The 7,207-nt window shown below is 72.9% G+C and carries 9 protein-coding genes; all 9 read right to left on the bottom strand.

The annotated features are described in order from the left end of the window. On the bottom strand, positions 1 to 511 hold a 511-nt coding region (locus VR44_RS45460), incomplete at its 3' end, for a hypothetical protein (protein WP_045951092.1). An 84-nt stretch (positions 512 to 595) separates the two neighbouring features. Further along, complete coding sequence (locus VR44_RS46575; protein ID WP_157880472.1) at positions 596 to 1,099, bottom strand: RICIN domain-containing protein; 504 nt, start codon at positions 1,097 to 1,099, stop codon at positions 596 to 598. Positions 1,100 to 1,384: 285 nt separating this feature from the next. Then, positions 1,385 to 2,635, bottom strand: a complete 1,251-nt coding sequence (locus tag VR44_RS46580; RefSeq protein ID WP_052713931.1) for a hypothetical protein — start codon at positions 2,633 to 2,635, stop codon at positions 1,385 to 1,387. A gap of 351 nt (positions 2,636 to 2,986) precedes the next feature. Beyond that, positions 2,987 to 3,319, bottom strand: a complete 333-nt coding sequence (locus VR44_RS31805) for a TcmI family type II polyketide cyclase (RefSeq protein ID WP_045951093.1) — start codon at positions 3,317 to 3,319, stop codon at positions 2,987 to 2,989. 44 nt (positions 3,320 to 3,363) lie between these two features. Beyond that, on the bottom strand, positions 3,364 to 3,843 hold the full coding sequence (locus VR44_RS31810; protein WP_045951094.1) for an SRPBCC family protein: 480 nt from the start codon (positions 3,841 to 3,843) through the stop codon (positions 3,364 to 3,366). Between the two features lies 1 nt (position 3,844). After that, positions 3,845 to 4,099 (bottom strand): acyl carrier protein, encoded by a 255-nt coding sequence (locus VR44_RS31815; RefSeq protein WP_045951095.1) that lies wholly within the window; start codon positions 4,097 to 4,099, stop codon positions 3,845 to 3,847. A gap of 87 nt (positions 4,100 to 4,186) precedes the next feature. After that, positions 4,187 to 5,425: a beta-ketoacyl synthase N-terminal-like domain-containing protein gene (locus tag VR44_RS31820; protein ID WP_094192051.1), complete on the bottom strand. Its 1,239-nt coding sequence runs from the start codon at positions 5,423 to 5,425 to the stop codon at positions 4,187 to 4,189. Then, positions 5,422 to 6,693 (bottom strand): beta-ketoacyl-[acyl-carrier-protein] synthase family protein, encoded by a 1,272-nt coding sequence (locus VR44_RS31825; protein WP_045951096.1) that lies wholly within the window; start codon positions 6,691 to 6,693, stop codon positions 5,422 to 5,424. Before VR44_RS31825 ends, VR44_RS31820 begins: the two co-directional genes overlap by 4 nt. Next, entirely contained in the window at positions 6,690 to 7,136 is a 447-nt protein-coding gene (locus VR44_RS31830; RefSeq protein WP_045951097.1) for a cupin domain-containing protein, read from the bottom strand. The genes VR44_RS31825 and VR44_RS31830 overlap by 4 nt, the downstream gene beginning before the upstream one ends. Positions 7,137 to 7,207 lie beyond the last annotated feature (71 nt).

Here is a 7,207-nt window from a genome sequence, read left to right on the forward strand (position 1 = left end):
CGGAGGAGGCGGGCGGGGCGGAAGGCGCGGGCGGGGCGGAGGAGCCGGGGGCGGCCGGGGCGGAGGGGGAGGCCGGCGTGGGGGCGCCGGCCGTGGGGGCCGGGTCCGCCACCGGGACGCCGACCTCCTTGCGGGCACGGCCCAGCGAGGGGAACCCCGCCTCGACGGTCACCGTCCAGGTCCCGGCCGGAAGCGTCTCGGTGGTGGTCCAGCCCGCCGCCCTGCCGGGGTCGCGCACCAGCTTCCAGGGCCCCTCCGTACGGGTGCCGTCGGCGCTGACGGCGTTCACGGTGGCGGCCACGGCCTCCTCGACGGCGTCCCCGTCGTTCTCCCAGGTGACGTCGGCGGTGACGTGACCGGCGCGCTGGCCGGTGATCACCACGTTCAGGGTGTCGCCATGGGCCAGGGCGGGGCCGGCGACGGCGGCGCCCAGGACGGTGAGGGCCAGTGCGGTCAGGGGCGGCAGGGCGGCGCGCCGGATACGGGCGTGCGCGGTGCTCGGAGTGCTCACGGTGCTCCAGATGAGGTGGAGTGCGGGGATACGAAAGGGCGGGCGGCCCTAGGGGAGTAGGGCCGCCCGCCGGTCATCGGGGGGTCAGGCGGCCTTGCGGGCCGTCCAGACCTGCGCCGGACGGCCGTCCGCGCGCTGGAGTTCGAGCAGCCAGTCCCCGTAGTAGGGCCGGTTGCTCACCGCGAGGGCGAAGCCGCCGCTCGGGTCGGAGACCGTCACCGCGCCGTCGCGGGAGGAGATCTTCCACTGCTGCGCGGCCGAGCCGCCGGCGCAGGGCTGCTGCGCGATCCACATCCCCGCGGCCGGGGCGCCGCCGGGCTGCAGGCACTTGCCGGAGACGGCCGACCGGATCCGCACCAGGCCGTTGCCGGCGTCGTCGAAGTACCACTGCTGCTGCGCGTAGCCGTTGGACCGGCCGGCGACCAGGACGGTCCCGTCGGCGGTGCGGCCGCCCCACAGTTCGGCCGCCATGCCGCTGCTGCCGTTGCCGAGCACGTAGCGGGTGCCCGGGGCGGTCGTGGTACCGCCGCCGGAGTCGGCCGGAGTCGGCCGTGCGGAAGGAGGCGGCCTTGCCGGGGCCGGTGTCACGGCCGGAGGCGTCGCGGACCGAGACGGCGGCCGTGTAGGCGGTGCCGGGACGGAGGTTGTAGACGCGCAGGGAGGTGGACTGGACCCAGGTCAGGTGCTTGTCGTTCAGCAGGACCTGGTACCAGGCGGCGCCGTCGACCTTGGGCCAGCTCAGCACCACCGAGTCCGGCTGGATCTGGCCGGCCGTCACCGTCGGGCCGCCCGAGGGCTTCTTGGTGGGGGAGGGGGTCGGCTTCGGGGAGGGGTTCGGGTTCGGGTCGGTGCCGCCCCCGCCCTCGGTCCGCATCAGGAACTGGTTGTCGGCGATGTTCCAGTGCGTGGCGAGGTAGCTGCCCGGCTGCGGGCTGGTGTGGAAGTAGTCGTCGTGGTTGCAGTCGAGGATGTTCTCCTTCGCCTGGTTGTTGCAGACGTAGCGCATCTGCGGGTAGTACGGCGTGTCCGAGTAGCACATGACGTCGTACTCATCCGTGCAGTGCGCGCCCCGGCTGGTGTTGGGCGCGCTGTTGTTGACCGCGCCCAGGTTGTGGCCGAGTTCGTGTGCGGCGGTGTGGAGGCGTCGATGTTGCTCAGGTTGTCCTGGCCGTGGCGCTCGTCGCCGTTGAAGGTGCCGATGCCGCAGTAGACCTGGGTGTCCGCGAAGATCATGTACTTGCGGTCGCGGCGGTTGAGCCCCTTGCCGGCCAGCGCGTTGTTGGTGGCGCTGAACTCCGCGAGCGCGGAGTCCGGGAGCTCGATGTCCAGCACCGAGGGCGTGCAGTCGGCGGCCGTCACGTAGCGGATGTGGCGGATGCCGCCGGTCTCCTTGGCGCTGGCCGCGTAGATCATGTCGGCGTCGACCGCCCACTTGCGGAACGAGGCCGCGTACTCGGCGTAGCGGTCGCGGCCGGGGCCGTGCGCGTAGACGACCTGGACGCGGTTGCCGGTGCTGCCGTCGCCGTCGCACTGGACGGTCTGTCCGGCCGGACCGGTGGCGACCGCCTGGCCGCCGGACGGCGGGGCCGGGGCCTTCGCGCTCGCCGCGACGCTCCGGGCGTCGGCGGCGGGCGCGTCCTGAGGACGCCCGCCGCCGTCCGTGGCGGCCGGGTCGGCGGAGGCGGGGGAGGCCGGATCGGCCGCGGCGGCCTTGGAGTTGACCACGGGCCGGACGTCGGCCTTGATGTCCACGTCCTTGGGCGGGGCGTCGGGGCCGTGCGTGCAGAGTCCGGCCTCGGTGCGGTAGACGCCGGCGCAGCGGTCGCCCTTGGGGGCCGCGTCGAGGCCGTCGTAGACCATGCCCTTGGCGTCCTCGTTCGCGGGCTTCTTCGCGAGCGGGGCCGGCTCCTCGTCCCGGGCCGGTGCGGCGGCCGGTTCGGCGGCGGCGGCCGGGGCGCCGGCCAGTGCGGGCGTGCTCGCCTCGGCGTCGGGGCCGAGGCGGGAGTAGGCGAATCCGCCCGCGAGCAGCGCCGCCGACGCCGCCGCGGCGGTCAGGAGTATCAGTTTCCGCGGTGTGCGTCGCTGGTCGGTCCGGCGGCGCCGGCCCTTGGGTCGTGCTGTCATGCGCACCTCAAGTCCTGGTCAGGGGAGTGGGTGCGCAGAAGCGTGCCAGATGAGCGCCGTGGAGAATTCGGACAAACGGGAGCCGGGCCCGGGAAATCTATCCGTTACCTTCGGGCCTGATTTGATGAACTGTCAATTCGCTTTGAAAACAGGGTAGTTACGCGCGTCGCACGACAAAGGTCCAGGCCTTTAAAGGGAGGTCGTTATCAAATCGAGATAAGAGGTGGAACCTTGTTGACGGCAATTCAGTCAGGTATTCATTCAAAAACTACCTGCCGAATTCCCCCCGTTACTGGCCGTGGGTGCCCAGGCCGTCCGGCGGTGCGGCACCGGCTTGGGCACCCGTACGGACTACCGGGCGGCGTCCCGCTCCCAGAGGTAGAACCGCTGGGCCATCGCGTCCTTGGGGCTCCGCCAGGTCTCCGGGTCGTGCGGGCTGACGTACGCCTGGAGCCGGTCGCTCAGGTCGCGGAACTCCGGGTGCCCGACGACCTTGGCGATGGCCGGACCGGGATCGGTGTCGCACTCGACCAGGTGCATGTACACCTCCCCGAACTGGAAGAGGCTGCGGCGCCGGACCCCGACCAGGTGCGGCAGCTCGCCGGCGTCGGAGGCGGCGAACAGGCGCGCGATGTCGGGTGCGGAACCGGGTGCCATCCGGGCCACGATGAGGGCTTGGTGCATCGGGGGTCGCCTTTCGGAGAGGGCGGGGGAGTCGGAGGGGGAAATCAGCGGCGGCCCGCCGGCGACTTGGCCTCCGCCCGGTGCGCCCGCTCGATCTTGTCCCGGATCAGCTCCATCTGGATCTTGGAGTTCTTGTTGATGCGGGCGGTCATCCCCGCGTCGTCGATCGGCGCGTCCGGCTTCATCGCGAAGTCCTGCACCCACCGCATCCGGGTGCCGCCCGGGACCTCGCCGTACTCCCAGTGGATGTTCATGTGCGCGAACGGGCCGGTCTCCACCCGGCGCGCCTTCACCGTGAGCCCCGCGCGGTCCACCGTGCGCTCCGAGACCCAGCTCCACACCACCCCGTTCTCGTCAGGGTGCATGGCCAGGCGGAACCGGGTGGTGTTCCCGGCCTGCTCCAGGATCTCGACGGAGGCGTACTCGCTGAACAGCTCGGGCCAGTTCGGCAGGTCGTTCGTGACGTCCCAGACGACGTCCACGGGCGCCTTGACGGTGATCTCGTTGTCGGTGTGGCCGGGCATATCAGGCTCCTGTCATGAGGCTGTTGTTGACGAGGTCGACGAACTCGCGCGGGCTCTTGCAGCGGTCGGCGTCCGTGGGCAGCGCCCGGCCGCGCCGGTTCTCCAGCTCGCCCACGATGCCGAGCAGGCCCAGCGAATCCAGGCCGTAGTCGTCGAACCGCGAGTCCGGACGGCTCGTCAGCTCCGCGGGGTCGACGGTGATGCCGGCGCTCTTCATGAGCGCCGCCAGCTCTTCCATGGTCAGTCGGTCGGACATCGTGCCTTCTCTCTCCTGCTTCCGGGGGCCGGCCGGTCGCCCGCGCGGCCCTGATGAACCGGATACGGATTCCTGCGCGCCGGCGCCTCAAGGCCCCTTGCGCAGGACGAGTGCCGCGTTCGACCCCATCCGTCCGCGGCTCAGGACGAGCGCGGTCCGCACGGGGGCTACGCGGGCGCTGCCGGTGACCACGTCGAGGTCGTGGCAGACGTCGAAGACGTTCGGCGTGGGCGGGACGACGCCGTGCTCCAGGGCCAGGACGGCGGCGGCCGTGTCGAGGGTCCCGGCCGCGCAGTACGCCCGTCCGGTCCCGGTCTTGGGCGCCGTCACCGGCACCTTCGACCCGTACGCGCCCAGCGCCTCCCGCAGCGCCGCCGCCTCGGCCGCGTCCGCCTCGGGCGTGCCCAGGGCGTCCGCGAAGACCACGTCCACCTCCTCCGGCGCGCAGCCCGCCTCCCGCAGGGCGCCGCGGACGGCGTGGGCCAGCCCTTCGGAGTCCTCCGGCCGGCCCGGCGGGGTGAAGGTGGCGCAGTGCCCGGCCAGCAGGGCCCGCACGGGCGCCCCCCGCCGCACGGCCTCGGCCGCGTCCTCGACGGTGAACATGGCGCCGCCCTCCGCCGGGACGAACCCGCAGGCCTTCGCCGTGAAGGGCCGGTAGGCGCGCTCCGGGTCGTCCCCGGTGCTCAGCCCCTCGTACCCCACCTGGCAGACCACCGAGTAGGGCGCCAGCGGGGCCTCCGTCGCGCCGACGAGCATTGCTTGGCTGCCCTGCCGGATCGCCCGGACGGCGTGCGCGAACGCGTCCAGCCCGCCCGCCTCGTCACTGCACACCACCCCGCACGGGCCCTTGAACCCGCGCCGGATGGAGATCTGGCCGGTGCTCGCCGCGTAGAACCAGGCGATCGACTGGTACGGGCCGACGTAGCGGGGGCCCCGCCCCCACAGCCGCTGCAGCTCGCGCTGCCCGAACTCGCCGCCGCCCGAGCCGGCCGCCGTCACCACGCCCACCGCGTACGGGTCGTCCGCGTAGTCGGCACGGCCCAGCCGGGCGTGCTCCAGCGCGAGGTCGGCCGCCGCCAGCGCGTAGTGGCTGAAGCGGTCCGTCTGGACGAGGAACCGCTCCTCCACCAGCGAACCCGGGTCGAACCCCCGCACCTCGCCCGCCACCCGGACCGGAAGGTGCTCGCACCCCTGCCGGGTCACCCGGTCCAGGACGCTGTCGCCGGCCTGGGTCGCCTTCCAGAAGGCTTCCGCGCCGATCCCGTTCGGCGCGACCACCCCGATACCGGTGATGGCCGCCACGGGACCGGCCGTACGGCTCTTCACGCGCGTACCTCCTTGGGCTGGGTCAGGACCACGGCGGACTGGAAGCCGCCGAAGCCGCTCCCCACCGACAGCACGTTGCGCAGGGTGTGCTTCCGCGCGGTGCGCGGCACGTAGTCCAGGTCGCATTCCGGGTCGGGGGTCTCGTAGTTCGCGGTCGGCGGCACCACGTGGTGGGTCATCGCCAGGACGCAGGCGGCGAGTTCGATCGCCCCGATGGCGCCCAGCGAGTGCCCCACCATGGACTTGATGGAGGTCATCGGCGTCCGGTACGCGTGGTCGCCGAGCACCCGCTTCACGGCCGCCGTCTCGTGGCGGTCGTTCTGCTTGGTGCCGGAGCCGTGCGCGTTGACGTAGTCGATCTCCCGGGCGTCGACGCGGGCCTGGGCCAGCGCCGTCTCTATCGCCCGGGCCATCTCCAGGCCCTCGGCGGTCAGCCCGGTCATGTGGTGGGCGTTGCCGAAGGTGGCGTACCCGCCGATCTCGCAGTAGATCCGCGCGCCCCGGGCCCGCGCCCGCTCCAGTTCCTCCAGGACCAGCACCGCCCCGCCCTCGCCGAGGACGAAACCGTCCCGGTCGGCGTCGAAGGGCCGGGAGGCGTGCGCCGGGTCCTCGTTGTTCGCCGAGGTCGCCTTGATGGCGTCGAAGCAGGCCACGGTGATGGGGGAGACCGGGGAGTCGGAGGCGCCCGCGATGCAGACGTCCATCCGGCCCTCCTGGATGGAGTGCACGGCGTACCCGACGGCGTCGAGCCCCGAGGTGCAGCCGGTGGACACGGTCTGTACGGGACCGCGCGCCCCCGTCTGCTCCGCCACCGCCGAGGCCAGGGTGGCCGGGGTGAACGCCCGGTGCAGGAAGGGGGAGGAGAGGCGGTGGTCCACGTCCCACCACGCGCCCCGCTGGCTGACGTCCACGTAGTCGTGCTCCAGCCGGGTGGTGCCGCCGACCGCCGTGCCCAGGGACACGCCCGTGCGCCAGGCGCTCTCGCCGTCCAGCTCCAGGCCGGAGTCGGCCACCGCCTCACGGGCCGCGACCAGGGCGAACTGGATGTACCGGTCCGCCCGCGCCGCCTCGTCCTCGGTGAAACCGTGCTCGGTGGGGTCGAAGTCGACCTCGGCGGCTATCCGGGAGCGGAACCCGTCCGGGTCGAAGAGGGTGATGCCCCTGGTCGCCGTACGTCCGTTGGACAGCAGGTCCCAGAAGGCGGGGGCGCCGATGCCGCCGGGGGCCACGACCCCCACCCCCGTGACGGCCACCCGCCGGCCGGTCACGAGGCGGCTCCCGTCCGCTCCGGCGGGCGCTCGGCCCAGGCGGTGGCGTCCGGGTTCGGAGCCTCCTCGGTGTCCACGTGCCCGAGCTTGGGATCCGGGGCGAGGGGACCGAGGTGGAAGACCATCCGGGCCTCGGAGGAGCCGACGTTGCGGAACCGGTGGCGCACGTTCAGCGGGACCAGCAGCCCCTGGTCGGTGCGCAGCGGGTGGGTCTCCCCGTCGAGGTCGACCTCCAGCGTTCCGGCGACCACGTACACGAACTCCTCGGAGTACGGGTGGTAGTGCTCGGCGATCGACTCGCCCGGGGCCATCACCGCCAGGCCCATGAAACCGCTGGTCGAGCCCACCGAGGTCGGGGTGAGGACGGCGCGCAGGTCCCCGCCGCGCCTGCGGTTGGGCTGGGTCTCGCTGAGGTCGACGATGCGCGGGTGATGTTTGGTCACGGCGGAGTTCCTCCTGGCGGACGGGAGCCCTGTCACGGGCTGCCGGTGGGGGTGCTGTCTCTTATACACAT

The organism is Streptomyces katrae (assembly GCF_000966975.1).
Taxonomy (GTDB): domain Bacteria; phylum Actinomycetota; class Actinomycetes; order Streptomycetales; family Streptomycetaceae; genus Streptomyces; species Streptomyces katrae.

What these genes read in the sequence shown, in the direction of transcription:
- VR44_RS46580 (WP_052713931.1), bottom strand. Translation starts at nt 2,635, where the DNA reads ATGACAGCACGACCCAAGGGCCGGCGCCGCCGGACCGACCAGCGACGC.
- VR44_RS31805 (WP_045951093.1), bottom strand. Translation starts at nt 3,319, where the DNA reads ATGCACCAAGCCCTCATCGTGGCCCGGATGGCACCCGGTTCCGCACCC.
- VR44_RS31810 (WP_045951094.1), bottom strand. Translation starts at nt 3,843, where the DNA reads ATGCCCGGCCACACCGACAACGAGATCACCGTCAAGGCGCCCGTGGAC.
- VR44_RS31815 (WP_045951095.1), bottom strand. Translation starts at nt 4,099, where the DNA reads ATGTCCGACCGACTGACCATGGAAGAGCTGGCGGCGCTCATGAAGAGC.